General features: G+C 71.5%; 31 protein-coding genes. 11 read left to right on the top strand and 20 right to left on the bottom strand.

Annotation, left to right across the window (positions count from 1 at the left end; translation table 11 throughout):
- Position 1: 1 nt before the first annotated feature.
- From OG618_RS08605 to OG618_RS08595, 3 genes are all read right to left on the bottom strand, one after another.
- Positions 2-583, bottom strand: a complete 582-nt coding sequence (locus tag OG618_RS08605) for a hypothetical protein (RefSeq protein WP_329486711.1) — start codon at positions 581-583, stop codon at positions 2-4.
- A gap of 185 nt (positions 584-768) precedes the next feature.
- Entirely contained in the window at positions 769-1,611 is an 843-nt protein-coding gene (locus tag OG618_RS08600; protein WP_329486710.1) for an Arm DNA-binding domain-containing protein, read from the bottom strand.
- 10 nt (positions 1,612-1,621) lie between these two features.
- Positions 1,622-2,281 carry a helix-turn-helix domain-containing protein gene (locus OG618_RS08595; protein ID WP_329486709.1) on the bottom strand — a complete coding sequence of 220 codons (660 nt, stop codon included), beginning with the start codon at positions 2,279-2,281 and terminating at the stop codon, positions 1,622-1,624.
- A 93-nt stretch (positions 2,282-2,374) separates the two neighbouring features.
- Between OG618_RS08595 and OG618_RS08590 the strand changes: the two genes are divergently transcribed.
- The 9 genes from OG618_RS08590 (at position 2,375) to OG618_RS08550 (ending at position 11,656) form a co-directional block, all read left to right on the top strand.
- Positions 2,375-2,656 carry a hypothetical protein gene (locus tag OG618_RS08590; RefSeq protein WP_329486708.1) on the top strand — a complete coding sequence of 94 codons (282 nt, stop codon included), beginning with the start codon at positions 2,375-2,377 and terminating at the stop codon, positions 2,654-2,656.
- A gap of 259 nt (positions 2,657-2,915) precedes the next feature.
- A complete protein-coding gene (locus OG618_RS08585) occupies positions 2,916-3,314 on the top strand; it encodes a hypothetical protein (RefSeq protein WP_329486707.1) in 399 nt (132 codons plus the stop codon).
- Positions 3,315-3,784: 470 nt separating this feature from the next.
- Positions 3,785-4,843 carry a helix-turn-helix domain-containing protein gene (locus tag OG618_RS08580; RefSeq protein WP_442906770.1) on the top strand — a complete coding sequence of 353 codons (1,059 nt, stop codon included), beginning with the start codon at positions 3,785-3,787 and terminating at the stop codon, positions 4,841-4,843.
- Positions 4,844-4,935: 92 nt separating this feature from the next.
- Positions 4,936-6,174: a helix-turn-helix domain-containing protein gene (locus tag OG618_RS08575; protein WP_329486705.1), complete on the top strand. Its 1,239-nt coding sequence runs from the start codon at positions 4,936-4,938 to the stop codon at positions 6,172-6,174.
- A 16-nt stretch (positions 6,175-6,190) separates the two neighbouring features.
- Positions 6,191-6,715 (top strand): DUF6221 family protein, encoded by a 525-nt coding sequence (locus OG618_RS08570; protein WP_329486704.1) that lies wholly within the window; start codon positions 6,191-6,193, stop codon positions 6,713-6,715.
- A gap of 221 nt (positions 6,716-6,936) precedes the next feature.
- Positions 6,937-7,359: an ATP-binding protein gene (locus OG618_RS08565; RefSeq protein ID WP_329486703.1), complete on the top strand. Its 423-nt coding sequence runs from the start codon at positions 6,937-6,939 to the stop codon at positions 7,357-7,359.
- Positions 7,360-7,460: 101 nt separating this feature from the next.
- Positions 7,461-7,631, top strand: coding sequence for a hypothetical protein (locus OG618_RS08560; protein WP_329486702.1), 171 nt, complete (start codon positions 7,461-7,463; stop codon positions 7,629-7,631).
- Positions 7,632-7,748: 117 nt separating this feature from the next.
- On the top strand, positions 7,749-10,538 hold the full coding sequence (locus OG618_RS08555; RefSeq protein ID WP_329486701.1) for an HpcH/HpaI aldolase family protein: 2,790 nt from the start codon (positions 7,749-7,751) through the stop codon (positions 10,536-10,538).
- A gap of 26 nt (positions 10,539-10,564) precedes the next feature.
- Positions 10,565-11,656, top strand: a complete 1,092-nt coding sequence (locus tag OG618_RS08550; protein ID WP_329486700.1) for a hypothetical protein — start codon at positions 10,565-10,567, stop codon at positions 11,654-11,656.
- On the opposite strand, the gene OG618_RS08545 is transcribed toward OG618_RS08550, so the two are convergent.
- A complete protein-coding gene (locus OG618_RS08545; protein WP_329486699.1) occupies positions 11,650-12,459 on the bottom strand; it encodes a hypothetical protein in 810 nt (269 codons plus the stop codon). The genes OG618_RS08550 and OG618_RS08545 overlap by 7 nt on opposite strands.
- A 279-nt stretch (positions 12,460-12,738) precedes the next feature.
- Here OG618_RS08545 and OG618_RS08540 point away from each other — a divergent pair, with 279 nt between their 5' ends.
- Both OG618_RS08540 and OG618_RS08535 read left to right on the top strand, forming a co-directional pair.
- The gene (locus tag OG618_RS08540) at positions 12,739-13,173 is read left to right on the top strand and encodes a hypothetical protein (protein ID WP_329486698.1); all 435 of its coding nucleotides are present in this window, start codon (positions 12,739-12,741) and stop codon (positions 13,171-13,173) included.
- Between the two features lie 3 nt (positions 13,174-13,176).
- The gene (locus OG618_RS08535) at positions 13,177-13,683 is read left to right on the top strand and encodes an NUDIX hydrolase (RefSeq protein ID WP_329486697.1); all 507 of its coding nucleotides are present in this window, start codon (positions 13,177-13,179) and stop codon (positions 13,681-13,683) included.
- A gap of 182 nt (positions 13,684-13,865) precedes the next feature.
- Here the strand turns inward: OG618_RS08535 and OG618_RS08530 are convergent, their stop codons facing one another.
- The 16 genes from OG618_RS08530 to OG618_RS08455 all read right to left on the bottom strand — a co-directional run bounded on the left by OG618_RS08530 (position 13,866) and on the right by OG618_RS08455 (position 26,364).
- Positions 13,866-14,864, bottom strand: coding sequence for an endonuclease/exonuclease/phosphatase family protein (locus OG618_RS08530; RefSeq protein WP_329486696.1), 999 nt, complete (start codon positions 14,862-14,864; stop codon positions 13,866-13,868).
- 61 nt (positions 14,865-14,925) lie between these two features.
- Positions 14,926-15,561 carry a M15 family metallopeptidase gene (locus tag OG618_RS08525; protein WP_329492043.1) on the bottom strand — a complete coding sequence of 212 codons (636 nt, stop codon included), beginning with the start codon at positions 15,559-15,561 and terminating at the stop codon, positions 14,926-14,928.
- 15 nt (positions 15,562-15,576) lie between these two features.
- A complete protein-coding gene (locus OG618_RS08520) occupies positions 15,577-15,981 on the bottom strand; it encodes an NUDIX hydrolase (protein ID WP_329486695.1) in 405 nt (134 codons plus the stop codon).
- Positions 15,982-16,084: 103 nt separating this feature from the next.
- Positions 16,085-16,558, bottom strand: a complete 474-nt coding sequence (locus OG618_RS08515; RefSeq protein WP_329486694.1) for a GNAT family N-acetyltransferase — start codon at positions 16,556-16,558, stop codon at positions 16,085-16,087.
- 101 nt (positions 16,559-16,659) lie between these two features.
- Positions 16,660-17,445 (bottom strand): PIG-L deacetylase family protein, encoded by a 786-nt coding sequence (locus OG618_RS08510; protein WP_329486693.1) that lies wholly within the window; start codon positions 17,443-17,445, stop codon positions 16,660-16,662.
- Between the two features lie 46 nt (positions 17,446-17,491).
- Positions 17,492-18,652 (bottom strand): bifunctional class I SAM-dependent methyltransferase/NUDIX hydrolase, encoded by a 1,161-nt coding sequence (locus tag OG618_RS08505; protein WP_329486692.1) that lies wholly within the window; start codon positions 18,650-18,652, stop codon positions 17,492-17,494.
- 30 nt (positions 18,653-18,682) lie between these two features.
- A complete protein-coding gene (locus tag OG618_RS08500) occupies positions 18,683-19,273 on the bottom strand; it encodes a class I SAM-dependent methyltransferase (protein WP_329486691.1) in 591 nt (196 codons plus the stop codon).
- Entirely contained in the window at positions 19,270-20,565 is a 1,296-nt protein-coding gene (locus OG618_RS08495; RefSeq protein ID WP_329486690.1) for an MFS transporter, read from the bottom strand. The genes OG618_RS08500 and OG618_RS08495 overlap by 4 nt, the downstream gene beginning before the upstream one ends.
- On the bottom strand, positions 20,562-20,954 hold the full coding sequence (locus tag OG618_RS08490; RefSeq protein ID WP_329486689.1) for an NUDIX hydrolase: 393 nt from the start codon (positions 20,952-20,954) through the stop codon (positions 20,562-20,564). Before OG618_RS08490 ends, OG618_RS08495 begins: the two co-directional genes overlap by 4 nt.
- Positions 20,955-21,029: 75 nt before the next feature.
- Positions 21,030-21,419, bottom strand: a complete 390-nt coding sequence (locus tag OG618_RS08485) for a nucleotide pyrophosphohydrolase (protein ID WP_329486688.1) — start codon at positions 21,417-21,419, stop codon at positions 21,030-21,032.
- 64 nt (positions 21,420-21,483) lie between these two features.
- On the bottom strand, positions 21,484-23,496 hold the full coding sequence (locus tag OG618_RS08480) for an ABC transporter ATP-binding protein (protein WP_329486687.1): 2,013 nt from the start codon (positions 23,494-23,496) through the stop codon (positions 21,484-21,486).
- Between the two features lie 40 nt (positions 23,497-23,536).
- Positions 23,537-24,049 carry an NUDIX hydrolase gene (locus tag OG618_RS08475; RefSeq protein WP_329486686.1) on the bottom strand — a complete coding sequence of 171 codons (513 nt, stop codon included), beginning with the start codon at positions 24,047-24,049 and terminating at the stop codon, positions 23,537-23,539.
- Between the two features lie 2 nt (positions 24,050-24,051).
- Entirely contained in the window at positions 24,052-24,543 is a 492-nt protein-coding gene (locus OG618_RS08470) for an HIT family protein (RefSeq protein WP_329486684.1), read from the bottom strand.
- Positions 24,540-25,016 (bottom strand): GNAT family N-acetyltransferase, encoded by a 477-nt coding sequence (locus OG618_RS08465; RefSeq protein WP_329486683.1) that lies wholly within the window; start codon positions 25,014-25,016, stop codon positions 24,540-24,542. The genes OG618_RS08470 and OG618_RS08465 overlap by 4 nt, the downstream gene beginning before the upstream one ends.
- Positions 25,013-25,597 (bottom strand): class I SAM-dependent methyltransferase, encoded by a 585-nt coding sequence (locus OG618_RS08460; RefSeq protein ID WP_329486682.1) that lies wholly within the window; start codon positions 25,595-25,597, stop codon positions 25,013-25,015. Before OG618_RS08460 ends, OG618_RS08465 begins: the two co-directional genes overlap by 4 nt.
- Before the next feature lie 35 nt (positions 25,598-25,632).
- Positions 25,633-26,364, bottom strand: a complete 732-nt coding sequence (locus OG618_RS08455; protein ID WP_329486681.1) for an NUDIX domain-containing protein — start codon at positions 26,362-26,364, stop codon at positions 25,633-25,635.
- Position 26,365: the final 1 nt, after the last annotated feature.

Raw genomic sequence — 26,365 nt, 5'->3', positions numbered from 1 at the left:
GTCAGCTGGCGTCCGTCGCCACATCCCCGAACGGGTGCAGGCCGTGAGCGACATTGGGGGCGGCGAAGTCACGGTGTACGTAGATGGTGCTGCGACCGCGCTGCCGAGCGATCACGGTACCGTCGCCGAGCCACTCCTCGAGCCATTGACTGCTTCCGCGCCACGCGCTCCTGTCTGCCTCCCCGATCAGTGGCAGGAGCTTGGTCTTGAGGATGCCGGCGTCGCCCGTCTCGCGAAGTACGTCGAGCAGTTGCGCCTGTGCGCGCCGCTTGTAGAGCTCGCTGGCGTTCGGTGACTCCCGAACGCGCACCGACGTCTCACCCAGATCCATTCCACGCGCTGCAGCCCAGTTCATGACATAGCTGTCGACGGAGGCATTGTCCGTGACGCCCAGAAGGTGGCCCAGGCACCGCAGGATCGCGTCCTCGCGCATGGCGCTGAGTGTGTGTTCCATGTCTTGGATGGCTCCACCACCGTGGTGGCTGACATCGTGTGCCTGCCGCCGCGCGTCTTCCCGGATCTGCAGGACCTCCCTGATGATGGCTTCAGCGGCATCGGCGGGTGCGGCGAAGGTCTGTGTCATGAGGCTGACCGTATCGGAGACAGTGGTGGCCGGTTGAGGCCACCGGACCGGCAAACCCGGCTTCAGTCCCAGCTTCGCCGATGAGCGCCAGCCGAGGCGACGCTTACACGGATCCGCTCGATTCCAGCAGCGCCGCCGAGGCTGGTCGGCGATGACACGCGCAGGACGACACGCCGCCCCGGAGATCACGGAACGTAGTTGGCGGGTAGGTGGCTTTGACTGCCCGTGGATGCCCCGCGATAGGTGAGCCTGCAGGCCGCTCTCCCAGACGGAGTCATTGGCATGGGGCGAGCGTTGGCTGGAGTGCGGTTACTCGGCGTATCCGGACCCGTTGCCGGGCCTTGGGACCACTTTGGGACCAGCCATTTTGGTTGCCGGTGAGCGCCTACGGACGGAGTCGGACATTTTCTGGCCGAGATATCACCTGGGCCTCCGTCAGCCCAAGTGGACCGTGCACGCGCGTGGACGCTTTTCGGCTTGGCCGCCTCCGCCTTCGTCTTGGCCTCACGGGAGATGGTCACGTGCTGGGCGACGTTACGCACCATCAGCCCGCGCCGGACGGCGAGGTTCAGGGCGGCACGCAGACGGCCCAGCGCAAGCCGCACGCTCCTGATGCCGAGTCCGGTCCCCGGCTTTCCGCCGCGACGCCGGCCGCTCGTCAGCATCCAGTCGACCAGGGCCTCGATGTCCTCCTCGGTGAGGCTCTGGAGTTCCTTGTCGCCACTGTGGGTGCGCACCGGAACCATCGCGCTCTCGTAGTTCGAGGCGGTCCCTTCCTCGATGTCGCGCGTCGCGCTCTTCAGCCAGATGTCCAGCAGGCCGTTGAGCGTCATCTTGCTGGGGGCGACGAACGTGCCGGCGCCCAGTTCGTGGCGGATGCGGGAGAGTTCGGCGAGCGCCTCGTTCTTGGTCTTGAAGGTCCGGGTGAGCTGCTTGCGCTTACCGTTGGCGTTGACGCCGATGTCGACAACCAGGCGGTACCGAACGCTCCCATCCTTGTGGGTGATCTTGCGTATGGGTTCCTTCATGTAGCTTCCTTCATTCGCTGTCTTCTGTGCGTACTGCGTCCTCGGCCTGATCGACGGCCGAGAGATCGTCGGGGAGCACGGGCGGGATGAGACCCCGCTCACGCATCCGCTTCCGGAAGGAGGCCAGCTCCTTGCGGTCGGCGCCCGCGTACTCCTCATAACCAGCGGCCAGTTCCAGAAGAGCGGCCTTGCGATCCGGAGCCGGTGTGGTGCTCGCGGCCCGGCGCCGCTCCGTTGCCAGTGCTGCGGATGCTCTGGCTGCGGCGGCGAGGTCGGCGTGGGCCCGGAAGGTGTCCAGCACGTCGCGAGCGCTCCCCGGCGGTGCCGGATCCGCGGCCGGTGTCTCCCCGGTGAACCAGGCGAGCGCATCCCAGGTGGAGACCTCCTGGCCAGGCAGAACCTCGACGGTCTCGGCGGAACCTAGAGGGAACAGCAGGGTGATCGGTGGCACCCCGAGCACGTCTGCGAGGACAGCGAAGTCGGTGAGCGTGATGGTGCTCCGACGTCCTGATTCCAAGTTCTTGATCGTCTGATCGGTGATCTCCGGCAGGCCTCGGGCGGCGCAGCCGTCCGCGACCGCCGACATCGTGAGGCCGGCCGCCTTCCGGGCCTCGCGCATGGACTGTGCTACCCGGGTGGTGAAGGTCGTCGACCAATGCTCTGGGGTCATGGATGCACTTTACGATCAGAAGAAGTGCTGCCGCAACTCCGTGATACAAACTGACGGCATCACCGCAGCACGTCTAGCGACCAGGAGAGCATCATGACGGCACCCACCTCTGACGGCATGAGCGCGCCCGAACTGCTCGCCCTTCCGGTGGCGATCGACCTCGACACGGCCAACCGCGCGCTGAGGATCGGCCGGTCCACCGGGTATGCGCTCGCGAAGGCAGGCGAGTACCCCGTCCGCGTCCTGCGACTCGGCAGTGCCTACCGCATCGTGACCGCGGACCTGCTGGCGCTACTCGGCGTCACGGGTCACGGCGGGGCGGCCGAGGGCCACGGAGCCTTCGGAGAAGGAGAAGCGCACGGGTTGTGTGCATAGAAAGCTCATCCTGGCCGCCCGCGCGGGTGGCCAGGATGAGAGCGGTAATCAGTTGGCATCTGAGCGCCGGGTCGACCGCGGAACCTGCACGCACTCGCAAGAGCGGCACCAGGACGTGCTGGCCCGATCCCCGCCCGCCCGGATCGAGACTGCGCGCTGGGGAGCGCGTGGTCACCCGCACGGTGGACGAGGTGGTGGGCTTGCAGCTGTCCAGCTGTCGCAGGACGGCTCTGCGCTGACGGACCTTGACCGGTCGCTGATGGAGGCGTTCGAGAGGCTGATGCACGGGACCCCGGAGATCACCGACGGGGCGGTCACGGTGGTGAACATCTGCACCGAGGCCGGAGTCTCACGGGCGTCCTACTGCCGCTCACCGGTGGCCAAGGCCATCAAGGAGATCCTTGAGGCACCCCAGACCCGGCGGCCGGAACCCGACGAGCTCCGGGCGGAGGTGGCACGCCTACGCAAGGACGAACGCGCGCTTCGCCGCGAGCACGCCACTGCGCTGCGGGAGCTCCTGGACACCGTGTCGACCTACGCCAACCAGATCCAGGTCCTCGCACTGAGAAACGCGGAACTGGAGGAGGACAACCGGAGACTACGGCACCAGCTCGAAGAGGCCGCAGGCACCGTGGTGGTCCTACCAACCCGGCGCTGACCTCCCCTCCAGCCAGTCCCCGAGGAGCGTGTCGGCTGGGACGACCAAGATGTCGGCCCGGCCGACACTCTTGGGGCGGAGTGTCGCTTTTGAGGTGACACCAGAACAGCTGCGGCCGTTGATCGGCCGCAGGCAGGAACGTCGTGCTGATGTCCGCGCGTCGGCGGACAGATCCACGATCGGCCGAGTGCCGGGGTCCGCCGTCGATCGTGGCCGCGCATCACAAGGATCCCCGTCTCGTGCTGCGGGAGCGTTCGCTTCAGGTGAGTCGGGGTCATTACTGTGGTGCGGGCGAAGGGTACATGCGCTCGCACGGGGGCCTCCGCTGGTCGGAGGGAGCCTGCCTTCGGCTGGCAGTGGACGTGACGGCAGAGGATCGAGCAAGCCCCGTGAGGCACGACGAACACGGCGATCAGGACGGCCGGAGCCCGATAGGCGGGCGTTTGGCCGCCTGGCGCACACGACGGGCAGTGAGCGTCGGCGAACTCGCCGCGCGGGCCCAGATCCCGCCAGGCCGCATCGCGGTCCTGGAGAACGGCCGGGATTGGGTGGACCGCCGCGGCGAGCTGGCCGCCCTGAGCGGGGCCCTGCGGCTGGACCCCACCGATCTGACCGGGCAGCCCTACCCGCCAGCCGGTGCCGAGCACGCGGCGGTGCGGGCCGTCGCCTTCGAGCTGCGGCGCGAGATCGCCGAATCCGCACCGGAGTCCTTGCCGGGGTCGGTGGACGATCTCGACGCCCGCACCTCGTGGGTCCTGGCCGCCGAGGCGGCCGGGGACGAGTACGCGCTGGCGCTTGCCCTGCCGGGCGCGATCCGCCTGGCCGACAGCATCGCGGCGGCGGCGGCGGCGCCGTCGGCCGCCGGCAGGCAGCGGGCGGCGGATCTCAGAGTGCTTGGACACGTCGCGGCGGCCGGGTTGCTGCGGCGCCTGGGCTATCGGGATCTGGCGTGGATGCTGCTGCACACCGCCCGGCCCGGCGGCCCCGAGCCGGTGGCGGTCCTCGTCGAGGAGGCCCGGCTGCTGATCGACATGGCCCTGCCGGAGTATGCCCTCGCCCGGGCCCAACGGGCCAAGGCCGCCGGGGGCGACCGGAACCTGCCGCTGCTGGAAGCACTCGCGCACGCCGCCGCCGGGCGACGGCAGACGGCCGACGGGCTGCTTCACCAGGTGGCCCAGCGGGCGGAGGACGCCCGGATGCTCTCGGTGGTCGCGGCCACCCGGGTCGCGGTCGCCGCGGAGGGCGGATCGGCGGACGAAGTGGCCGAGCACGCCCGGTCTGCGGATCTGGACGCCCTGGAGCCGGCCGGGCGAGCCTCGGTGATGGTGGCCGCCGCCTCGGCTCACGCCCGGCTCGACCACCCCGAGGAGGCGGCTGCCCACCTCGCCGCTGCCGAGGAGCTGGCGCCGCTGCGGGTCCATCTCGACCCGTTCGCCCGCGAGCTGCTGGCCGCGTTGCCCGCCCGCACCGGCAGCCCGGCGGCTGCGGAGGCGGTCCGGCGGATCGCTGCCCGGGCCGGAATGCTGTGACTGGACCACTCGGTTCGGGGAATCCTGTCCTGACGGGCCGTCCGGTCGCCCTACGCTACGGCTGAGCCACAGGACTGCGAGGGCGGGGCGCGATGAGCGAAGAGCAGATCCAGCAGATCGGCGAGCGCCTGCGGTCGGCCCGCCGTCGCCGCGGGATGAGCCTGCGAACGCTGGCCGGCCTGTCGGGCTTGTCGGCCAGCTTCCTGTCGATGGTGGAGAACGGGCAGCGGCACCTGGAGCGCACCGGCCACATCACCGCCCTGGCCGAGGCCTTGCAGATCGCTCCCTCCGAGCTGACAGGGCAGCCCTTCGCACCTGCTGACCCGTCCACCGAGAGCGCGCATGAGTCGATTCCGGCGCTTCGCCTGGCTCTGATGGGCATGAATCTGGGCCTGCCGCCGGACCAGGGTCCGCCGGCCGGTCCGGCCAGCCGGCTGGCTGAGCGGGTCAGGGACGCCAACCGGCTCTATCACGCCTGCGAGTACGGGCAGGTCGCCGCGGCTCTTCCCCGTCTGCTGAGCGATCTGCACGCCGCAGTGGACACCGCTGCCTCCGCCCAGCGGGCAGGACTGCTGCGGCTGCTGGCAGACGCCTACCACCCGGCCTGCACGCTGCTGCTGAAGAACCTCGGCTACACCGACCTGGCGTTCATCGCGGTCACCCGGGCGGCTGAGGCGATCGCCGAGCTGGACGACCCGATCTACCACGCGCTGTCCGGGTTCTTCCACACGCACGTGCTGATGTCGGCCGGCAGCCCCACGCAGGCCCTGGTCAGAGCCGGGCAGGCCGCCGACCAGGTCGAGCGGCACCTGATGAACCCGGCCGCGCACGCGCTGCTGGGCGAGCTCCACCTGATCCAGGCCACCTGTCTGACCCAGGACGTCCGCCGCTCGGGCGCCGAGCGGACCCGCGAGGTCAACCAGCACCTCGCAGAGGCCGCCGGCCTGGCCACCCGCACCGGTGAGACCAAGGCATGGCACCTGAACTTCGGGCCCACCAACGTCGGCATCCACAAGGTGAGCCTGAACACCGACCTCGGCCTGCACGGTCAGGCCGTCGAGGCCGGCGGCGGCGTCCGCCCGCAGATCCTGGCCGCCCCGGGCCGGGAGGCCGCGTTCCGCGCCGACCTGGGCCGCTCGCTCGCACACCTGCGCGGGCGGGACACCGAGGCGGTCGCATCCCTGCTGGCCGCCGAGCACGTCGCACCCCAGCGCATCCACGCCAACGCGCTCGTCCGCGACACCGTCTCCGACCTGCTGGACCGCCAGCTGCCCTCACATGCCGCCCGGGACCTTCGCGGGCTTGCCCACCGCATGGGCCTGCAGTTCTGAGCTGCACAATTGGCCGGTGGCGACGAACAAGTACGAGGACTTCTGCCCGACCTGCCGGGGGTTGGTGAAGCCGGGCGAGGGGACGCTGATGCGCGGGCGGACCGGCTGGCTGACCTACTGCCCCGAGCACGCGCCGGACCGCTCCCAGGCCGGGCCGGAGCTTGAAGCCCGCCCGCACGCGCACCGCCGCCACGACCCGCTCGCCGCCTTCGTCCACGCCCGCCTCGACGAGGACGAGGAGGGCAGCTCGGGCGACGGCACCGGCTGGCGGCACCGCCCGGCCCGCAGCGGCACCGTCATCGACGACCACGATGTGGAGGTCGTGCAGACCTGGAGGCACGTCGCCGACCACCTTCAGACCTGGCACCCCAATCGGGCACGGGCCAACATCGACTCCCGGCGCCTGATCGTCGACCTGTTCGAGGCGGCCCCGGCCGGCTCCGAGCGCAAGGCCGCCCTCCGGGAGGCCGTCCGCGCACTGGCCATGACCTATCCGCACCATCCGGACTTCGACCCCGCCTGGACGCTGCGGGAGTTCTGACCGCCCGCCTGGGCACGTTGGAGTCGTACTCGGCTGAGCACGTTCACTCGTACTCGACCGACCGCTCCGTCCGTCCTTCCACCAGGGGCTCTTCCGCCGGGAGGGCCCCTGGTCGCTGTCAGGGCACACGGAGTTCACAGCCGTGAATACCGCAGTGTGTTCCCTCCCTTACCTTCGGTGACTGTCCGGGTCGGCCAGCAGCCCGGAGGGAGGGGGTTGTGATGTCCACCAGTGCGACGAGCCACGTCTTCCAGGTGCTCTCCACCGAGGAGCACATTCCGGTGGCCCGCCGGGAGACCCGGAAGGTCCTGGTCGCCTGGGGGCTGGACGAGGACCTGGTGTTCATCGCCTGTCTGATCGTCACCGAGCTGGTCACGAACGTCGCCCGGCATGCGGCGGTGCTCTCGCCGACCGCGAAGGTCGAGCTGAGTGCCGACACCGCCGAGCTGACCTTGGTCGTCACGGACGCCCACCCCTACCGACCCAAGGCCCTGCCCGCCCCGCACGGGTCGGGCGGCTGGGGTCTGGCCCTGGTCAAGGGCCTGGTCGAGGAGGCCCACGGCAGCCACGACGTCGTCGGCGACAAGGCCACGGGCGGCAAGTCGATCGTCGTCCAACTGCCGCTCGTCCCGGCCGCCGCTTGACGGCGGGCCCGCACCACCGCACATCGCACGACCGCTCCTCGCGGACGCGGCCGCCCGGCCACGTCCCGCCCGCACGCCACTTGCGCGAAGGAGAAGACGAGATGCTCGAATCGGTCGGCCACCTGGAGAAGGTGGCCAAGCAGTGGAACGTCAACACCGAGGACGTGCTGCTGATCGCCCTCAACGCCTGCGGCGCCCGCTCGCCGCTGACCAAGCCCCGCATGCGCTCCAGCTCCGCTTGGACTCCCGCCCCGCCGACCCGCTGTTCCTGATCCTCTCGCTCGGCCGGCAGGACTCCCCGCGTCCGGCGGGTGGCCGGTCTGTCTGCACATCGAAGCGCACCGAACGGCCTCTCAAGCCGACTGCAGCTCCGTCGCCAGCCAGGGCCGGTGGACGGGCTGGATCCAAGTCTGCTCGGTCTGTTCCTGCTCTGGAGCGAGCCCGGCATCGCCGAGCCGTGCGGGCTGCTCCCGCTCGACTTCGTCGTGATCGACATGGAGGCCGGGGCGCTCGGAAGGCCCGAGGTGCTGCGGATGACGAAGGCCCTCGCCGGCCGAGCAGTATCCGTCCTGGTGCGAGTCCCCTCGCACGATCAGCACGCCATCGAGCACGCCCTCGACATCGGAGCCGACGGCGTGATGGTGCCCAAGGTCAGCACCCGCGCCGAAGCCGAGGCGGTGGCCGCAGCGACGCGCTTCCCGCCGGCCGGCCGCCGCGGGGTCAACCCGGTGCGGGAATCCGGCTACTTCAGCGACCTGCCCGGCTACTTCGAGCAGGCCAACGACCGGGTGCTGTGCGTCGTGCAGATCGAGACGGCCCACGGCGTCGAGAACGCCGAGGCGATCGCCGCCGTGCCGGGCGTCGACGGCCTGTTCCTCGGCATGGGGGACAAGCCGAACGCGACCGCCGTACCGGGGGGGCAGCCACGAGGTAGCCTGCGTGAACCTGGACCGCACCACCACTACGGGCATCCAGGAGCCCGTGGATCATCCGCGAAGAAGAAGGGGGCTGTCGTGGACCGTCACTGGCACGGCCTGCAGGAACTGCCCGGGGGCGAGACGGACTCCTTCGGCCGGCCAGTAGACCTGTTGATGATCGGCGAGCTGGCAGCCGCCACGGTGCAGGGCTGCGCCGAGTGCCGAGACCGGCTGCTGGACGCAGCCTGCCAGGACGCCGTGGCGGTTGTCCGACTGGTCGAGACCGCGTGCCTCATCGCACTGCGTGTCAGCGGCGGAGACCTGCCCTCCCACATGCTCCAGGACGACCATGGCGGCCCGGGGACTCCGGAGTTCCGCGAGCTCGCCACGATCTTGCGCGCTGGCCGCGACATCCACGGCGCGTGCGAGGCGATGACCGACGACCGGCGGCGCGCCGTCGCCGACAGCGCGTTGGAGTGCCTCGCCGGGTTCCTGCTCGTCGCGAACGAGGAGGACGGCATCGGAGGCGGCCAGTCCCTGCCTGAGGCAAGCGTGGCCACGGCCGCTCTAATGGCCTACTGGTGGGCTCAAGCCGTGCCCCGCCACGCCGAACGACTCCGGCTCCGTTGGGAGCAGATCCAGGAGCGGGCGGCCGGGAACCAGGACGATGTCGCGGTGCCGGGCTGGGACGACGCGGTCTCCCTCCTGCTGGGCGCTTCCCTGCACCAGCAGGGCGTCCGCCAGGACATCACGGGGGACACGCTGCCGAGTCTGTGCTACCCCGAGGTACTGTCGGTGCTTGCCGACCCCGTCGAATGCGACCGCCTGATCGCCGAGTTCGCGTTCCCCCTCGGCGCCACCGGGTATGCGGCCGGCCTGCGCCGAGTCCTGCTGGTCGATGAGCACGAACCGGACCCACTGGTGGTGCTCGTGGAGGCCGCCCGACAGATCGTAGGCGCCCACCACGCTTACTGCTGCGACGGCAACGGGCGCCACAGCTGCACCCTGGCTCACATCGCGGACATCCTCGCCGTCCCGGATGACGCTGCCGACGTGGATGTGCTGGCGTCCCGTCGGCGCACGATGTTCCTGCGGGACATCGGCTACCGAGTCGAGCCGTCGGTTGAGGGACCGCCGCCCAGCACCGACCCAGGCCACCGCTGGCAGTTCGCGCTGGGGCGTATCGTGCTGCGTCGCTTCGATGCCGATGCGGAGCGCTGGAACGAGATCCAGGCCGACGACTCGTCGCTCGCGACCCCGCGCTACGAGCCGTCGACGGGGCTGGAGATTCTGGCATGTTCCTGGTGCGGCGCAACCGACGACTTCCTGGCCGAGGGCGTGTGGGGTGACCCGCTGACGCTGCACTGCTCGTGCGGGACCACGACCACCTCGCCCGACGGCCCGTCGGGCTTGGCCGGCCGCCAGCTGTTCCAGCACCTCGTCCTCACCGAGGTCGACCCCGCCTACCCGGCCCGACGCGCCGAGCGCCTCCTGAACGCCTGCCTCCATGATCAGGAGGAACAGGCCAGCCGCCCCTGGTACGACGGACCGAGTCACGCGGAGGTGCGGATCGCTGAGGGCGCCGACCCCGCCGCCGGAGACCTGGCCGAGGCGCTGTTTGCCGCCCTCGCGCCCCGACTCCCGGCCCGGCACCCCGGCTACGAAACAGAGCTCCTGCTGGTCCAGAGCGCGCTCGTCCTGGCCGACCCAGCTGCGGCGGGCAGCGCCGACGGCCTGCGCCTGGCCGACGCCGTGCGCACCCTGCTGACCCGTCTGCGCACCCAGAGCGACAAGTTCGCCCCGCGCCGACGGCCGGTCATCGACTACCTGAGCGACTGGCAGCGCGAGGGCGGCCCGGGCACGTGGCAGGCCGCCTGGCAGCGCACCATCCAGTTGGTCGGATCCCGGGTTGGCAAGTACGCAAACCGCGACGGAAACCTGCGCGACGGGTGCGCTGCGGTGACCGTGGCGCTGTACATCCTCGCCGACGAACAGAGCACCCAACCGGATCAGGTGGGCATCGAGCAGCTTCGGGAGTTCGCGGCACTACGGGACGGCGAGGACGTGGGTAGCGTGCCACCACGCTGGGAACAGCGCCTGGCTGCCCTGGGCCACGACCTCGCCGACGCGAACGACCCCGTTGCCCGCCTGTGGCAGCACCTGCGCACCGAACTCCCCGCCCGCGGGGACGACGTACCCGGGCCCGCTCTTCTGGCCGGCCTGGACACCCTGTTCAGGCCGACCAGCCCGTTCCGCCTGTGACGCCGGGCCCGCTCGAGGGGAGCGGCATGGAACCGGACGACGCGCTGTTCGGCCAGCTGGCCGTCGACAGCGGGCTCGATCACTGCCTGGAATGGGCAGAGCACCTGACGGCCTGGGCGGAACATCGAATCGGCTCCGTGCCGGGCCGCGAGGAGGCCGTGCGGCTGCTCGCCGATGCCCTGCACCGCTTCCCTCCAACGCAGACCGGGCTCCGCTCGCCGTTGATCACAGTGTCGCTGGAGGAGGTCGCGGCGGCCGTCGGCGACGGCGGCGAGGCGGCCCGGCAGGTGGGCCGCGTCCTGGCCTGCCACCGCGAGGCCGTGCCCCCGGGATCGACCCTGGCGGTCGACGCGCGCCGCCACGCGCTCGCGCAGATGCTGCGGAATCGGCCCGACCGCGGAGTGCCGGCGGCGCTGGCCGGCAGCACCGTACTCGATGGCAGATCCTCTGCCTGGGTCACGGCGGTGGTAGTCGACCGCGGACCGGCGTCGGTCCCGATCGTCCACCTGTCCCTGCACCCCAGCAACAACGAAGTGCTGTACGGCGGCGGAGGGAAGGGCGGTTGGGACGACGCGGTCGTGTCGTTCGGCCTTACCGCCGCCGGCCCCGGCGTTGCCAACGGCCTGTACGACGGCATCGCCTACGGCCTCCTCCTGGCAGCGCTGCCCGGCCTGGACGGCATCCCGGCCGAGATCCCCCTCGGCCGGCTGCTCTACAAGCTGCTGGCCGACAACGTCGTCGGCATCGTCTCGCCACGGCGGTGCGCCGTCCTCCTGGAGCACGGAGTCAGGCGCCCCGACGGGTCTTGGCAGTCCCTGCTCGCCGAACTGGAAACCGAGGACGGGCAGTCCGTCTGGGCTGGCCTAGCCCTCTGTGCCTGGACCGCGTGGGTGACGCTCCGCCGCAGGCACCTCACCGAGCCCGGCGGTGGCTCTGCCCGCGTGCGGGTCCGCCCGGACACGGTCCTGCCGTACGCCGGCGGTCTGCGTGTGGTCGCACCGGACAGCACTCGCAGCACCGCGACGATCACCGCATCCCGGCTGGTCGACTGGCAGCCCCCGCCGTGGCGACGACTGCCGTGGGAACAACGATCCACCGGAACGCCGGGTGGTCAGTAGTCGACGTCGCCCGTGGCGCCGGCGACCAGCACGACATGGACCGCTCCGAGCGCCCGGAGGGCGTCGTCCAGCACCGGCGGTAGGCCGGACCAGGTCGTGCCGGGCTCCAGGTCGTCCATGGTCAGAGCGGCGGCAGGACTCAGCGCCGCCGCGCAGTCCGACATGAACGTCCCCAGACGTCCACCGGCCGCCCGGCTGTGGTCTTCGAGGACTTGGAGGTTGTCGCGGACCCAGGCCAGGCGCGCCTCGTCGCTCTGCTCCTCCACCGGAAGCTCACTGACGTTCCGGTAGACCGTGCAGCCGGCTCGCGTCAGCACGTCAGCGGCGACACGCCCCTCGTCCTCGGTGAATACCCACTCGCGGCGATTAAGCGCGCGCCCCGCCTCGACCAGGTACGGACGAACAGTCTGCTGGAGCGGCGTGGGTGGCTCGGCGTCGTGGTCGGCTCGCATCCGCCACAGCGGCACACCAGGACCGGGATTCGATGAGAGCGCCAAGCGCACCAGCGCCCGCAGCAACAGTTCGGGCGTGAGTCCGGGCAGGTGGGGCGTCCACGAGTGACCACACACACAGGTCAGCTGGGCAGGGCCGCCCCACACGCCGGAGACGGTCAGACCTCGGTCCGCCGTGCACACGGGGCAGAACACTTCCAGCTCTGGCGACTGCACCGGCAGCGGTGGGCTGCTGAGCCAGAACATCCCGCCGAAGCGGTTGCCGTAGTCCGCCCGGCGATGGCACACCTCCAGCGTCAGGGCGCCAGCACCGTCGTGGCCGATGCGGCTTGTGGCGAATTTCCAGGTCACGGAAGCACCCTAGCGATCGAGAGCGCTGCGGGAGGTGGGACTCACACCCCGCGCACTTGCCAGGGCCATGCGGCGGACACCGCCGAAGGACAGGGCCGCAGTCCACTGGCCGCGGGCGGGGCGGGGAGCCCGTGGCACGGGTTCCCCGCCCGGTGCCAGGGCGGTCAGGACACGTGCTACGCGGTCGGGTGGACGGCGATGTCCGCAAGGGCTTTGTCGTCGTGCGGCTTGTAGCGGGTGATGGGGCTCGTTGAGAAAATCCCCACCCCTCGCTCATGTATGGGACAGACCTGCTCACTCAAACTCCCTACCTGCGACAGGGAGTGGGCATGGCCCGGCGCGACGGCGACACCGGCTTCGCGCACCCGCCAGCTGAACGACCTCCTCACCCGCCTCGGCCAGCACACGCCGATAGCATCCTTATCCGACCCGGCGGCCAGATCGCCCTGCTCGACTTCGACCACGCCCACCGCGGCGGAGGACGCCAGCGACTTCGTCAAGATCGACCGCTGGTGCCTCACCTCACCCGAGGACCGCCGACAGCTGCTGGACGCCTACTGGCGGCAGCGCGCCCAGCCGGCCGACCCGAGGCTCGAGCAGCGCCTCACCTTCCACCGCCTGGTCATCCACCTCTCGTACTTCCTGTACTGGCACGGCCGCGACCCCACCCAGATCCCCGGATGCACAGCGGCCCTGCGAGACGAACTGGAGTGAGCAATGACCGCAACCCAGCCCACCACCACCTCGGCCCCCGCGCCCGTCGCCGGCCCCGGCGTCCAGGTCGTCGCAGCCCTGCTGCGACGCGGAGACCAGATCGTCCTCGTTCAGGAGCAGCGCGACGGCCAGGAGATGTGGTCCATCCCCGGCGGCGGGGTCGAGCGCGGCGAACTCCTCGGCGAGGCTCTCATCCGCGAGGTCCTCGAAGAGACCGGCCTGCGCCTGGCGACAGTCGGCCCACTGGCCTACCTCGTCAACACCACGACCACCCGCTACCCCTCCACGGTGGTCCTTACCTTCGACTGCACCGACTGGGACGGGGAGATCGCCGTCCACGACCCGGATGGCAAGGTCACCGGCTCCGTCCTCCTGCCGCTGGACGAAGCCAGGAGGGTCCTGGCCTCGTCCACCGCCTCCCGCCCTGAGATCGAACCCCTGCTGGACTACCTCGACGGCTCCACTGCAGGCCGCGTGTGGTCCTACCGAGAAGACCAGCCCGCCGACTGACCTGCCCGGGGGCAGCTCGCAGTACCCCGAGTACCGGGCGTACGCCTGCGCTCATCACGAGCTGCTCGGCCAGCCCGGTCGCGTTCGCGGCCCCTGACGACCACCACTCTGTCACGGCCCGCACGGTCCGCCAGAGGTCTGTACCGTCATCGGTGGCACGATTGCCGGGACTTCCTCTCGTGTCACCCGCCAGAAGCCTCGGGGTCACGGGAAATGGCGGCCGGGTCGACGTCCACAATGATCGGCAGGTGGTCGGACGCGGCCAGTGCGGCCGGGCTGCGGTGGGTTTGGTAGCTGATCACGGCGGGGGCGGCCGGACGGGTCGCCAGCGCCAGATCGATCCTGCGCGGCCCCCACGGATCCGGGTCGCCCTTGCCGTCCTCCCAATGACTGACCGTCGGCTCCCACGGCGCCCCCAGGTGTGCGGCGGCATCGACCATGAAGCCCCGGCGCAACAAGATCTCGGTCTGCCGGCGATCAGCGAGATTCCCCTTGCCGATGGTGCCTTCCAGCACCTGGTACTCCAGGTCATCATGGTCCTGCTGGCTGTACGGCTCGGCGTCGTAGAAGGACGTCGAGCCGTCGGGAGTGGTAATGGTTGCGGCGGAGATAGCGTTGAAGTCGCCCAGCACGAACCCCGGCTTCGCGCCGCCGGTGCGGCGGAGCGCCCCCTTCAACCGCCGTGCCTCATCCGCGCGGAAGTCCGGGCGGAACGGGTCGCCGTGATACGAGCCGATGACTACCGGCACAGCCGCGCCGATGTCGAGTTGGATCGTGGTGAAACCGTGCCAGAAGTCCGGCGCGCCATGGGCGCGGAACCCACCGGGCACCGCGCGCACGGTGTCCGGATTCCAGAGGACGGCAGTGAACCAACCCCGGTGCTGGTTGTTCGCCATGGCGATGCCACCGGATGTTCCGTCGGCGCGTACGGTCGTGGCGGTCAGTCCGCAGTCGGCCGCGAGACGCTCGATGATCCCGGCGGCCTCGGCCCGACACCGCTCGGTCCGTTCGAGCTCGGTCTCCCCGTCGCGGAGGGCCCCATCGACCAGGACCTCCTGAAGGGCCAGGACGTCGGGGGTGATCTCCTTGATCGCGGTGGCCCTAGCCTCCCAACGCTCTGGCGGCTGATCGATCGTGAGCTTGTACGCGTTGAGATTGGCGATCCGTATCGTGGGCGGCACGTTCAACTCCTCCGGGGAGTAGGGCGGATGATCGGTGTTCGGCCGGCTGATGCCGACATGGTCAAGGAAGCTCTCGTGGCCCGTACAGGGCGCAGGGCTGGTTCGTCATGAGCGCCCAGTGCCGGTCGCCGCGGCTCCAGTGCCGCCACTCGGTTGCGTAGTTCACGAACCCGGCGGCGGACAGGGCGGTGCTCAGCGTGGTCCGGTTCGTGTGGGCCTGGTGGCTGATCGAGTCGGCGCCGGTGTTGCAGGCGCCAGCGCTCTCTTCCAGGCTCGCGTTCACGCGCGTGCCCATGTCCAGTTCGATGCCTTCGGTGTTCACGAGGGTGATGTCGACGGCGGCGCCGGCACTGTGCGGCGCGATATCCGGGGGCGAGACGAACCGGCTGGAGGCCTCCCGGACCTGCTCGGGGCTCCACGTCGGGTTGGCCGCGCGCAACTCCTGCGCGTACTGCTCGAAGTACTGTCGTTGCAGGGCGGGAGGCCGGAAGCCCTCGATGAGGAGCAGGCGCAGCCCGTCGGGCAGGAGCGCCTGGGCGTGCAGCAGTCTCTCCAGGACTCCTTGCCGGAGATGGGCGAAGGCGCCCGTCTCGTCGGCTCTGCGGCTGTCGACCAGCAACTCGCCGTCGGCGCGGACGTCCAAGAGGCGCTCGCCGCGGTCCACGACGGGGATCGTCGCCACGCGTGGATCGGACATCAGGAGGATGCTCACTCATACCTCCCAGTCCCAGGAATCGAAGTACGCCGTCGTGCCGGTCCGGCGGGCGTTCATCACTGTGGTCAGCCGGTTGAAGTCCCGGGCCGGCATGAGTGGCCGCCACTTAGGCAGCGGCAGCGCGCGGACTTCGTCGTGCTCGTCCGGAGCGAGCCGGATGCTGCTGATCTGCGCGGTGGTGAGCCGGCCGCCGTCGAAGACGAAGCCGGCCGTGGCGTAGGGCCATTCGGTCCCGGGCAAGCCGAACACCGCCGCCAGGAGGTGCGGCGGGCCGGGTGGTACGAGCCCGGTCTCCTCCTCGCACTCCCGTACCGCCGTCTCCCACGGTCGTTCGCCTCGTTCGGTTGTTCCCCCGGGCCATTGCCAGGGGTGGACCGCGGAGTAGACGGCCCTCAGCTGCACCGGGTGATCGTGTTCGTCGGTGAAGAACACGGAGCCGAAGATCGTGGCCTTCGGCAGGGTCTCGGCGTACCGCTCGGGGGGGGCAGCCAGGCCGGGCCCTGACTCATGCGGAGCTCCCGCTGGTGGGGAACCGGGTCATCCGCATGAGTGCGGGGTCGCTGGTGAAGCCGAGTGAGGCGTACAGCGGAGCTGAGCCCTCGCTGGCGTACAGCTCGTAGAGGGTGACGCCGTCCTTCTCCAACCGGGCGAGCAGTCCGGCGAGGGCGGCCCGTGCGTAGCCTCGGCGCCGGTGGTCGGGGTCGGTGGCCACGGCGTGGATCCGCGCGGCGAGGCCCCGGGGGTACTTGGGGGCGGGGAGTACGGCGTGGATGAGGCCGAGAGCGCAGCTGGCGAGACCTCCGGACGGGGCGTCGACGACGCAGGCGCGAGCGTCGCCGCCGGGCCGGAGCCGGTCGGCGAGCTGGTCCCGGCAGATGGTGAGCCAGGTCGCGTCCAGCGGTTCGGACAGGATCAGCTGCGATCGGAGCCGGGCGATCTCGGCGGCGTCGTCGGATGTGGCGGGGCGGGGCACGGTCACGGGTGACGGACCTTTCTCATGGGAGGAGGGGACGTGGGGTCGGCACCAGGTTCATCTGGTGGCCGGGCGGGCCTTGGCGGCATATGGCATCGTCGTACCGGTCAGGACGTCAGCTCGGTCAGGCCGCCTGCGGCGGGCTTGATGTCGAGGCGCGTGTAGTACTCGGTGGACAGGATCCGGTGCCGGGTATCGACCGGCAGGCGGGCCAGGATGCCGGGCAGAGGTCGTTCCCGGGCCACTTCGCTCTGGTGCGCGAGGATGGCACCCCATTTCCGCTGGAGCCACGGCCGTACGTCGACGGCTGCGGTGACGTGCTCGTCCGGCACACTGAGCACCTTCTTCCCGACCCGCTCCAGAAGCGGTCCCAGCTCGCCCACCCCCGCGTGCGGGTGCGTGGCCGCGTACAGGGCTCCGGGCCGCCACGGCGCTCCGGCCTTCGGGTGGAGGTGCTCGAGGCCGGCGGCGTGGTAGGCCAGCACGGTCGCCTGGTGGGTCCGGACGTGATCCGGATGTCCGGTCAGCTGGCCGTAGCCGTCGTGGGTCACCACGACCTGAGGTCGCACGGCGCGGATGTGTCCGACGATCAGCCCCACCACCTCGTCCAGCGGGGCGTCGCACAGCCGGAGCCGGTCGGGCGCGGAGTCCGGGATGCGAGCGTCGGCGTAGCCGAGCATCCTCGGTTCCCCGGCCCCCAGGATGGACAGCGCATCCGCGAGTTCGGCGGCCCGGTGGCTGTCGGGGGACCAGGTGGCGGTGACCACGGCGGTCGCCGCGCCCGAAGCGGCGTGCTGCGCGAGGACGCCCCCGGCCAGGAGGGACTCGTCGTCCGGGTGGCCGAAGACCCCCAGGAGGGACGGCCGGGGAGCAGCGGGAGGGGGTGGCGTCACGGTGGTGGTCCCTTTCTGTCGAACGTGGTGGTGGGTGGCGGCCGGGCTAGGGCCGGCCGGGGCTGTCGTAGGGCTGGAAGTGGGCGGGCGGGTGGTCGAGCGGGAGGGCCGGGTCCCAGGCCGTCAGGCACTGGGCGCTCGGTACGAACACCGGCTGGGGCAGCGCGTCCAGGGGCCAGAACCGCCAGGACCCGATGGTCTCTTCGCGCTGGTGGGGGATGCCGGACCAGCGGGTGACGAGGACGGGCACCGTCACCCGGGCGACGCCGCCCACCCGGTCCAGGAGCGTGCCCAACACCTGCGCGTCGTCAGGTTTGGCCACGAGGCCGGTCTCCTCGCGGAGTTCACGAACGGCGGCTTCGGCGAAGCTCTCGCCCGGCTCGACGGTCCCGCCGGCGAGTTCCCAGGTGCGGTGCCGATGCCGTCCGAGCAGGACACCTTCCGGGCCGTTCACGATCACACCGACGCCCAGCGCGGTGTTCGGCGGGGGCGGCTCGCTGGTGCGAGGGCGGCTCGGTACGCGCTGGGGGCGGCGGCCCGCGTACAGCCGGTAGGAGAGCGGGTTCTCCGGGGTCGGTGAGTCGATCGCCGTGACCGATTCCATGGTGAGACCGTGCTGGACCAGGAGGTCCTCCCATAGTTGTGGCGTGAGAACCCACATGTCCACGGAGTGGTCCTCGGTGGTGCCGGGCAGTCGAAGGATCTCGGGCCGCGGGGCCGCCTCGGTCGAGGGTCCGGAGCCGTGGGAGTTGGTGTGCAGCGCGGAGAAGACCAGGCGCCCGCCGGGCCTGATGCCGTTGGCCAGGGCGGGCAGCAGCCGGTCCGGGTCCAGGTACGGCACTGAGCCGACGGAGTAGATCAGGTCGTACGGATCGGCGTCGCACAGGTGGGCCACGGCGTCGGCGCACACCAGGTGCAGACCCTGGTTACCCGGATAGCGGGCGAGAGCGCGCCGGTGCTGGGCGGGGGAGACGTCCACGGCGGTGACGTCGGCGCCCAGGGCGGCCAGCCGTGCGGCGTGGCGGCCGAGCCCGCTGCCGAGGTCGAGGACACGCAGCCGCGCGACCTCCCCGAGGGCCTTGATGCCGGGTCCGGTGTCCGGGATTCCCCAGTCCCACCGGTCCAGCTCGGGCAGCTCAAGCCCCCTGGCCAGTTGGTGAGCGCCATAGGTGTTCCAGATCGCGACGGTGTCGTTCTCGATGGTCACCAGGTCCTCCATCACAGTGCGGGGGCGGGGTCAGGGACGCAGCGCGTAGCAGCGGAGCACGTCGAGGTCGGCCGTGCGCACGACGGACCAGCCGGTCGTGAGGAGCTCAGCCTCGGCAGGGGTGATCCCAAGCTCTTGGAGGGCCGGGTCCGTGGTCGTGCGGCGGCCGGCGATCTCGGCGACCACCCAGAACACTCCGCCGGGCGCGAGGAGCCGGCGGACGCGGTGGACGAAGGCGGCCTTGTCGTCCATCCACCGGTAGACCAGGCGGCAGGTGACGAGCGCGTAGGCCGGGTCCGGCAGGGCGGTGAGGTCGTCGGTGGTGATGTCCAGGCACCGCCAGACCGGGCCGGGGCCGGGGCCGGTGTCGAGGGTGGCGGCGAGGGCGAGTGCGCTGGGGGCGCAGTCGACGCCGGTCGTACGGTAGCCGAGCTCGTGGTGGAGGCGGCGGGCCAGAGTGCCGTCGCCACTGCCGATGTCGAGGGCCGGCCGGGCGCGTCCGGGGCCGAGGTGCTCGTCCATCAGCCGCCTCTCGGCATCGTCGGTCTGCCGGTAGCGGCGGCCACCGGCCCAGAGCGGCTCCCAGTAGGCGGTGCTCGCGGTGGACGTGGTGGTGGTCATGATGTTCCTTCTCGGGCGGGCGGCACGGCCGCGGGGACGGTCGGGGCGGGCATGTCCCGCAGCGTGCGCACGGGGGAGGCCAGCAGCAGGACCACCGGTACGACCTGGAGGAGCGCGCCGACGGCAAGGACGGTCGGCACGCCCAGGACGAGTGCGAGCGCGCCGGCGCACGCGGCGGCCAGCGGCCGGCTCCCGGCGGTCACCGTGGTGCTGGCCGCCTGCATCCGGCCCTGAAACCGCGGGTCGCACAGGGTCTGACGAAGGGACCTCTGACTGGTCCCGGACGCGGTGGCCCAGAACAACTGCACGGTGAGCGCCGCAGCCAGGGTGACCTGCCAGCCGAGCCCGGGCCCGGCGAGCAGCAGGGGGAGCTGGGCGAGTGGGCTGACCGCGAATCCGGCGACGATCGTGGGCCCGATGCCGATTCGGGCCGCGACCCTCGGCGCGAGCAGCGCACCGGCCAGGCTCCCGACACCGCCGACGCCCATGATCACCCCGAGCCCGGCCGGGGAGACGCCGAGCGTCGTCAGGAGGTGAAAGGCCCAGTACGTGTTCATGATCGCCAGGCCGAACGAGAGCGCGGACAGGGCCGCGATCACCGTGCGGATCGTGGGCTGCCCGATCACGTACCGCACGCCTTCGGCGATGTCCCGCATGAGGCTGCGCCGTCCCTCCTCCGCCGACCGTCCGGACGGCCGGGGGGTATGGATACGCCAGACGAGCACGGCGGAGACCAGGAAGGAGGCGGCGTCGGCGAGGACCGACGTCGCCGGGCCGACGGCACCGACGAGCGCGGCACCCGCGTTGCTGCCCGCGCTGTCAGCCACCGACGACGCTGCGCCCAGCCGGGAGTTGGCGCCCTGCAACTGCTTCGGCGTGACGACGGCGGGCAGCAGACTGATCGCCGCGGCGTCGTGCACCACCTTCGCTGCGCCGGTCACGAGGAGAACCACGTACAGCTGGCCGATGGTCAGCACGCCGCCCAGGGCGGCGGCCGGGACCGTGACCAGAGCGCCGGCCGCCGCCAGATCCGCGCCGATCAGCTGACGCCGCTTGTCGTACCGGTCCGACAGGGCCCCGGCCCACAGCGCGAGTGTGTTCGGCAGCTGGCCGACGAAGGCGAGCACCGCGACCTCGGTCGCGCTCGCGTGGAGCTTGAGGACCGCCAGCGCGGGCAGGGCGATGGTGCTCACCGCCGACCCGGACAGGCTCACGGCCTCGCTCCCCAGGAGGTACCGGAAGGACCGGCTCGCCCACGCCGAAGCCTGTGGCCCCCGGGTGGACACCGTCATCCGGCCCCACCTCCGGACCGTCGCGGGGCACCCGCGTCGGCGTACCGGTGGTCGGCGGTGAACAGGTGCGGGATCTCGTGGGTGAAGGGGTGACAGCCGGTGGGTGGGCCGGCGGGATCGACCCAGGCTGGCTCGCTGTGGGCGTCCGGCTCCCGGTTGTACGGCTCACCCTCCCAGTGCCGGGCGGCAATGGCGCGGCTCCGGGCAAGGGGCCGGCGCACGAGCAGCGGGCCGTGCCAGCCGCGGTCCTGGGCGAGCTCGTCGGCGTAGCCCAGGAAGGGGCCGTCGGGCCTTTTGCACCGTATCGGCTCCGGCGTGCGGGGGGATTCGGCGGACCAGGAGGTGATGGAGGGGACGGGCAGTCCGTGGTTGGTGAACTGGATGATCACGAGGCTCTCGGTTCGGGGCGGAGGGGGCGGCGGGCCGCAGGTCGCTCAGGACTACCGGGGGGAGGACGGACGAAGTCACGGTGCGGCGGGTGGAAGCGGCCCGCCGTCGGCGTCAGCGGGAGACGCCGGTCCGTCGGCGGTGATCCGTGCGCGGATGCGGGCGGTGAGTGCGGCCATGTCGGCGGGGAACCGGGCTTCGAGGTCGATACCGGTCGCCTCCGCGATCACGAGGAGGGAGAACAGGCAGTCCGACAGCTCGTGGGCGAGCAGCTCGCGGCCGGCCGCCACGTCGGTACGGTGCCCTTCGTGGGCCATGATCAGCTTCGCGAGATCGCCCACGTCGCCCACGAAGCCGAGCGCGTAGTCGGTGAGGTCCCACCGGCGTCCGAGCCTTTGTTCGTTCAGCTGGTCGTAGGACTCGCGGACCTCGCGCACGGCATCGTGCAGCCGCTCTCGGTCGGACACGGTCGGCTCCTCGAAGGGGGTGGACACGGGGCGGGCACCCGGTCGGGTGCCCGCCGGGCGGGGGTCAGGCAGGTTCCGGGGCCGGCTCGTTGTGGGCCCGGTCGGCGTCGCGCTGCTGGGGGACGGTGGTGGCGTACTGGGCGGCCTGGAGGAGGTAGGAGGCCCGGTACCGGCCGTCGGGGTCGGCCATCAGCTCGGCGTGGCTGCCCTGTTCGGCGAGCCGGCCCTGGTGGAGGACGTAGATGAGGTCGGCGTCGGCGGTGGCGGCGAGCCGGTGGGTGATCAGGATGACGGTGAGGCCCTGGTCGGCGAGTTCGCGGATGCGGGCGAAGGCGGCCACCTCGGACTGGGCGTCGAGGGCGGAGGTCGGCTCGTCGGCGATGACGAGGTGGGTGGGTCGCCCGCCGGGGCCGTGGGTGGTGGCGCGGTGGTGGGTGCGGGCCATGCCGACGCGCTGCCACTGCCCGCCGGAGAGCTGGACGCCGCCCTGGAAGCCGCGGGCGGCGAGGGTGTCCCAGCCGTTGGTCTGGGCCTCGACGATGGGGTGCAGCTCGGCGTAGTCGGCGGCGCGCTTGAGGAGGGCGGGGTCGTCGCCGTGCTCGGGGCGGCCGACCAGGACGTTGGCGCGCAGGGTGAACGGCCAGCGCTGGAAGTCCTGTTCGAGGACGGCGATGGAGGAGAACAGCTGGTCGCGGTCGGCTCGGGCGGTGTCGGTGCCGTCCCAGCGGATGCGGCCGGTGTCCGGGAGGTAGAGGCCGCAGAGGATCTTGACGAGGGTGGACTTGCCGGAGCCGTTGTCCCCGACCAGGGCGACGACCTGTCCGCGCGGGATCTGCAGGGTGACGTCGGACAGGGCCGGGTTCGTGCGGCCGGGGTAGGTGAAGCCGACGCCTTCCAGGGTGATGGTCTCCGGGCGGTGCGGGAGGTCGGTGCCGCCGGTGGGGATGGCGCGGCGCTCGGACTCGCGCTGGAGACGCTCCAGGTCGGCGACGAACAGGGCCTCCTCGTACAGTCCGTTCGCGGTGCGCACGAGGGAGGTGATGTCGGCGGCTCCGGTGCGGATACCGACGACCGCGGTCCCGGCGACGGCGAGGGCCATCTGCCCGTCGTGGACGAGCCAGCCCAGGACGGCGAAGGTCGCGGCGGCGGCCAGCCCGGAGAGGGCGGAGGCGAGCAGGGAGGTGCCGGCGGCGGCGCGTGCGAGGCGGTTCTGCTCCTGTTCGGAGGCCTCGGCCATCGCGGTGTAGTGGCCGAGGATGAACGGGCCGATGGCGTGGACGCGGACCTCGGGTGCGGAGTGCGGCTGGGTGATCAGCTGGGCGAGGATGGCGGAGGCCCGGTGGTGCTGGAGCCAGGCCATCATCGAGCCGTAGCGGCGGCGGGCCGAGCGTACAGCGCCCCATCCTTTCGGAGCTGCGATCAAGATCAGCATGGGCATGAGCACCGGGTCGAGGGTCAGCAGAACCCCGCCGGCGGCGGCCAGGCCGAGCAGGGCGGTGAGGACGGCGATGCTCTGGCTGATGAGGCGCCGCACCGCCGCGGTGCCGAACCGGGCGGACTCCAGCAGCCTGCTGAAGTCCGGGTCCTCCAGGGAGGCCAGCTCCACGCGGGCCGCACCGCGCAGGAAGGCGACGGTGGCGGCGCGTTCGGTCTTGGGCTCCAGCCGGCCGCCCGCCCAGGAGGAGGCGATGCCCAGGAGCGCGGAGAGGGCGGAGGCGCCGCCGACGGCGAGCGCGGCGGGGAGTGCCGCTCGCAGCAGCTGGTCGGCGCTGCCGGAGGCGAAGAGGGAGGCGAGGGCGCGGCTGGTGGCGAGCAGGCCGAAGGCTGCGGCCAGGGCTCGGCCGATCTCGGCGACGGCGATGACCACCAGGGCGGTCCGGTCGGCCTGCCAGGCCAGGCGCAGGGCGGTGCGGAGCAGGCGGGGGATCTGGCGGGCGACTGTGAGAAAGTCGATCTTGAGCATGGTCTGCTCGTGGTGGGTGAAGCCGTAGTCGTAGCGCAGACGGCCGCCGAACAGGAACTGCTCGCTGTCGGAGACGCTCTCGTCGGCCGGGGGCTTGGTCGGGCGGGTCTTCAATCGCTCTCCTCAACTGTGCGGACGTTGCGGGAGGGGGTCGTCATCCGTTCTCGCCCGGCACCCGGGGCTCGGAGACGAGGTACTCGGCGCGGCCGGTACGGCGGGCGCAGAGCGAGACGCGCAGCGTGCGCAGCCGGCGCGGGGTGACGATGGTCGACCAGTCCTCGACGGTGCGCACCGCGTGGCCGCTGTGCTCGGCGGGGTCGAGGGTGATCCGCTCGATCTCCTCGTCGGTGAGCCGGCCGCCGTCGAAGGTGACACCGATCTTCCACGGCCACGGCGGCTCGGGCGGGGTGAAGGAGAGCAGCAGGAGACGGGGCGCGTCGTCCAGAGAGGCGGGGACGAAGCCGATCTCCTCGCCGGTCTCCCGCAGTGCGCACCTCCACGGGTCCTCACCCGGGTCCAGAAGTCCTCCGGGGTACTGGTACTCGCCCGGGTGATGGACCGAGGTGAGCAGCAGCGGCCGGTCCCGGCGGTCGGTGAAGAACACGCCGGCGTAGGAGACGCCGTGCGGCAGGGTGGGGACGAATTGCTTGGGCGGGACGAAGGCCACGGTCAGGTTCCTCCGTTGAGGCGGGCGCGCAGGTCGGCGGCGAGGCGGTCGGCCTGCTCGGGGTCGTCGGGCAGTACCCCGGCGTCTTCGGTCATCAGGGCGTGGAACTGCTGCTGCTCGTAGGGGGTGTTGGGCGGGAGGGCGGCGATGTGCCAGTGGACGTGGGCGTTGCCCTGCTGGCTGCCGAGGCTCAGCACGTACACGCGCTCGGTCGGAACGGTCGCCGTGAGCGCGGTGGCGACGCGGTGGACCACGCGTTGCAGGGTGAGGTACTGGTCCTCGGTGAAGTCGCCGATGGTGTCCTCGACGTGGGTGCGCGGGGCGACCAGGACCTTGCCGTGCAGGGTGGGGTAACGGTCGAGGAAGGCGACGTGGAGGCCGTCGTCCAGGACGATCCGGTGCTGGTAGCCGGGGGCGCCGGCGAGCATTGAGCAGATGAAGCACGGCCCGTTGCGGGCCCGCTCGTTGTAGGCGTCGAGGTCGAAGGCGGTCACCGCGCCCACCCGCCGGGGCCGGGTCGCAGTGTCATGAAGCCGTCGAGGGGTTCGAAGCCGAGGGTGCGGTACAGGCCCGCGCCGGCGGCGGTGGCCCGCAGTTCGACGGACCCGCAGCCGCGGTCCTTGAGGGCTTCGACGAGGGCGGTGGTGACGGCCCGGCCGTGTCCGCGTCGCTGGTGGGCGGGGTCGGTCACCACGGTGTGGATGCGGCCCCACAGGCCGGTGGGGAACGCGGGGCCGAGGTAGCCGCGGTAGACGATGCCGATGGCGCACGCGGCGAGGCCGCTCTCGGTGGGGACGACGTAGGCGAGCAGGTTCGGGTCGGTGTTCAGGCGCTCGCGCATGTCGTCGCGGAAGGTGTTGCGCCACTCGTCGGTGAGCGGGCCGCCGTCCAGGACGGCGACGCGCAGGCGCAGCAGTTCGTCGGCGTCCTCGGGGACGGCGGGTCGGGCGGCGGTGGTGGGGGTCATCGGCTGGTCCTCTCCAGGGCGAAGTGGGTGGTCAGCAGGAGGCAGAGCAGGTCGTCGAGCGGGTACTCGGTCATGGCGCTCCAGCCGAAGGCGCGCAGCAGGTCGAGACTGGCCGAGCGCAGACCGATCGATTCCCAGCCGGCGCGTTGGCGTTCGGCGAGCGGGGTAGTGACGAGCAGTCGGCCGCCGGGGACGAGGAGGCGACGGGCGCAGGCGACGGTCGGCACGAGGTCGGCGAACGGGAGGAACAGCCGACAGGTGATCAGGTCGAACTCGCCGGCCGGGAGCATGTCCAGGCCCCCGCGGTCCACGTCGAGGAGCCGGAAGTCGAGCCCGTCGCGCTCTCCCTGCCGGTCCTGGGCGGTGGCGACGGCTACCTCGGAGAAGTCGACGCCCGTGACCTGGAAGCCCAGATCGTGGAGGGCGGCGGAGTATTCGCCGGTGCCGCAGCCCACGTCGAGCGCCCGGCGGCCGTTGCCGGGGCCGAGATGCTCGGTGAGCAGGTCGACCTCCAGCTCGGCGACGGGACGAAATCCTTTCCCCTGCTTGTAGTGGTCGTTCCAGTGGTCTGCGGCGGACACTGCCGCTCCTCTCGGTCGGGGCGCCGGCGGACGGGTCAGTCGGTGGGGCGCAGGCCGGGCGGGCGCAGCGGGCCGGGAGCCAGGCGCTCCAGCAGCCTCTCCGCGCTGCCGTCGGGCCGGTAGAGCGTGCGGTAGGCGTACGCGTGCGCGGAGCCGGGGAGCGTGGCGACGCCTTCCTCGGTGACGGTGCGACCCTGGGTGATGGCGAGCAGCCGCAGGTCGATGTCCGCGGGCAGGGCCGCCTGCTCGCCGGTGGGCGGGCGGCGGTGGCGGCCGGGCATCTCAGGCCCCGACCAGGGCGCGCAGGTCCTCCGAGGCGTCCCAGCCGTAGGTGGAGAACCCCGCCCGTCGCCGGCGAGGTAGGCGGTGAGGGCGGCGTGCGAGGTGGGGAACATCGGGGTGGGCAGCGCGGAGGCGTCCATCCACAGGACGGCGAGGTGCTTGTCCGGCTCGGTGTTCGTCAGCTCGCCCCGCCACGAGGTCGCGGCGAAGACCGAGAGCAGGAACGGGCCCTTGCCGTCCCACCCGGCCTTGACCTGGATGGTGTGGACCAGCCGCAGGTCCTCGGGGGCGACGACCAGGCCCGACTCCTCGTGCAGCTCGCGGGCGGCGGCCTCGTCCAGACGCTCGCCCTCCTCGACCTTGCCACCGGGGACGGTCCAGGCGGGCACCGTGGACCAGGAATCGTTGGCGTAGTGGACGCAGGCGACCTTGCTCGCCTTCTCGTCGTGGACGATGACGCACACGGCCTGACGCAGGGACTGCACG

The organism is Kitasatospora sp. NBC_01246 (genome assembly GCF_036226505.1).
In the GTDB taxonomy this organism is placed as follows: domain Bacteria; phylum Actinomycetota; class Actinomycetes; order Streptomycetales; family Streptomycetaceae; genus Kitasatospora.
The sequence above is the reverse complement of the archived record's forward strand: the minus strand, read 5'-3'. Positions and strand labels throughout refer to the sequence as shown.

Coding starts and splice junctions, on each gene's coding strand:
- OG618_RS08605 (WP_329486711.1), bottom strand. CDS start 583: ATGACACAGACCTTCGCCGCACCCGCCGATGCCGCTGAAGCCATCATC.
- OG618_RS08595 (WP_329486709.1), bottom strand. CDS start 2,281: ATGACCCCAGAGCATTGGTCGACGACCTTCACCACCCGGGTAGCACAG.
- OG618_RS08560 (WP_329486702.1), top strand. CDS start 7,461: ATGCTCGAATCGGTCGGCCACCTGGAGAAGGTGGCCAAGCAGTGGAAC.
- OG618_RS08550 (WP_329486700.1), top strand. CDS start 10,565: ATGGAACCGGACGACGCGCTGTTCGGCCAGCTGGCCGTCGACAGCGGG.
- OG618_RS08565 (WP_329486703.1), top strand. CDS start 6,937: ATGTCCACCAGTGCGACGAGCCACGTCTTCCAGGTGCTCTCCACCGAG.
- OG618_RS08575 (WP_329486705.1), top strand. CDS start 4,936: ATGAGCGAAGAGCAGATCCAGCAGATCGGCGAGCGCCTGCGGTCGGCC.
- OG618_RS08495 (WP_329486690.1), bottom strand. CDS start 20,565: ATGACGGTGTCCACCCGGGGGCCACAGGCTTCGGCGTGGGCGAGCCGG.
- OG618_RS08600 (WP_329486710.1), bottom strand. CDS start 1,611: ATGAAGGAACCCATACGCAAGATCACCCACAAGGATGGGAGCGTTCGG.
- OG618_RS08590 (WP_329486708.1), top strand. CDS start 2,375: ATGACGGCACCCACCTCTGACGGCATGAGCGCGCCCGAACTGCTCGCC.
- OG618_RS08585 (WP_329486707.1), top strand. CDS start 2,916: ATGGAGGCGTTCGAGAGGCTGATGCACGGGACCCCGGAGATCACCGAC.
- OG618_RS08500 (WP_329486691.1), bottom strand. CDS start 19,273: ATGACCACCACCACGTCCACCGCGAGCACCGCCTACTGGGAGCCGCTC.
- OG618_RS08540 (WP_329486698.1), top strand. CDS start 12,739: ATGGGACAGACCTGCTCACTCAAACTCCCTACCTGCGACAGGGAGTGG.
- OG618_RS08535 (WP_329486697.1), top strand. CDS start 13,177: ATGACCGCAACCCAGCCCACCACCACCTCGGCCCCCGCGCCCGTCGCC.
- OG618_RS08465 (WP_329486683.1), bottom strand. CDS start 25,016: ATGACCCCCACCACCGCCGCCCGACCCGCCGTCCCCGAGGACGCCGAC.
- OG618_RS08525 (WP_329492043.1), bottom strand. CDS start 15,561: ATGTCCGATCCACGCGTGGCGACGATCCCCGTCGTGGACCGCGGCGAG.